The sequence below is a fragment of the Microcoleus sp. BR0-C5 genome (genome assembly GCF_036705045.1).
GTDB lineage: Bacteria > Cyanobacteriota > Cyanobacteriia > Cyanobacteriales > Microcoleaceae > Microcoleus.
The window spans coordinates 3,366-4,410 of record NZ_JAUBTR010000153.1; the positions used below are offsets into that span (position 1 = coordinate 3,366).

The following is a 1,045-nucleotide window of genomic DNA, read 5'->3' on the forward strand; positions in this document are numbered from 1 at the left end:
GGCAGTCAGCGCCAACAGAACCGTCAGTTTCGCAGTTCCCGCCACCGGTGGAACCGTCGCCAACACTGCTAGCAGCATCTCAACGAGTCCAGACCCCAATCCTGCCAACAACAACGGCAGCAGCCCATCGGCAAGAGTTACCACCACTATCACCGATAGCGCCGATGTAGTTACGCTCAAAACCGGGCCGGCTACTGCGATCGGCGGATCGACAGTCACCTACACCATTCTCACCGAAAACAGAGGACCCAGTACCGCCACCAACATCACCGTTACAGACACCATCGTTCCCGGTTTAACGGGGGTCACAGCATCTAACGGAGGTGTTTACAACCCAGCCACAGGCATTGTCAGCTTTCCGCCCATTGCCAGCTTAGCTGACGGCTTGACCGTCAGCCGGACTGTCAGATTCCCAGCCCCGGCGACCGGCACTGTCAGCAACACGGCAAGAAGTACCTCAACCACTAATGACCCAAATCCCGGCAACAACAACGGCCGCGAGCCCGGCGCAACTGTTACCACCAGCATCGCCACTGCCCCAACTCCGACTCCCCCACCCGCACCGACTCCGACTCCCCCACTCCCACCGACTCCGACTCCGACTCCGACTCCCGCCAACCAACCACCGATAGCTAACAACGTCAACCTTGAGATCGCCCCCAGCAGCGCTGTGGCGATCGCAGGACTCGGAGGAAGCGACCCCGACGGCTCGATCGAATCCTTCACCATCAACACCGTCCCACCAGCAAATGAAGGGCTGATATTTTTAGGCAATCCTGAGACCGGCGGCCGGATTGTCACCGCAGGTCAAATTCTGACACCTGCTGAGATTAACCAATTATTTTTCCAATCGACAGGCAACTTTACAAAAGCAAATTTCACCTACAGCGCTACAGACAACCAGGGTGCCACCAGCCCTGCCAGCGCTACGGTATCGGCGCTGCTGCCGGTGCCAAACGAACCGCCCGTAGCTAACAACGTCAACCTTGAGATCGCCCCCAGCAGCGCTGTGGCGATCGCAGGACTCGGAGGAAGCGACCCCGAC

At 58.8% G+C, this 1,045-nt stretch carries 1 pseudogene; it reads left to right on the top strand.

Annotated features, from left to right (window positions below):
• Nucleotides 1–1,045 (top strand): annotated as a pseudogene (locus QUB08_RS31350) (hypothetical protein); the annotation flags it as partial.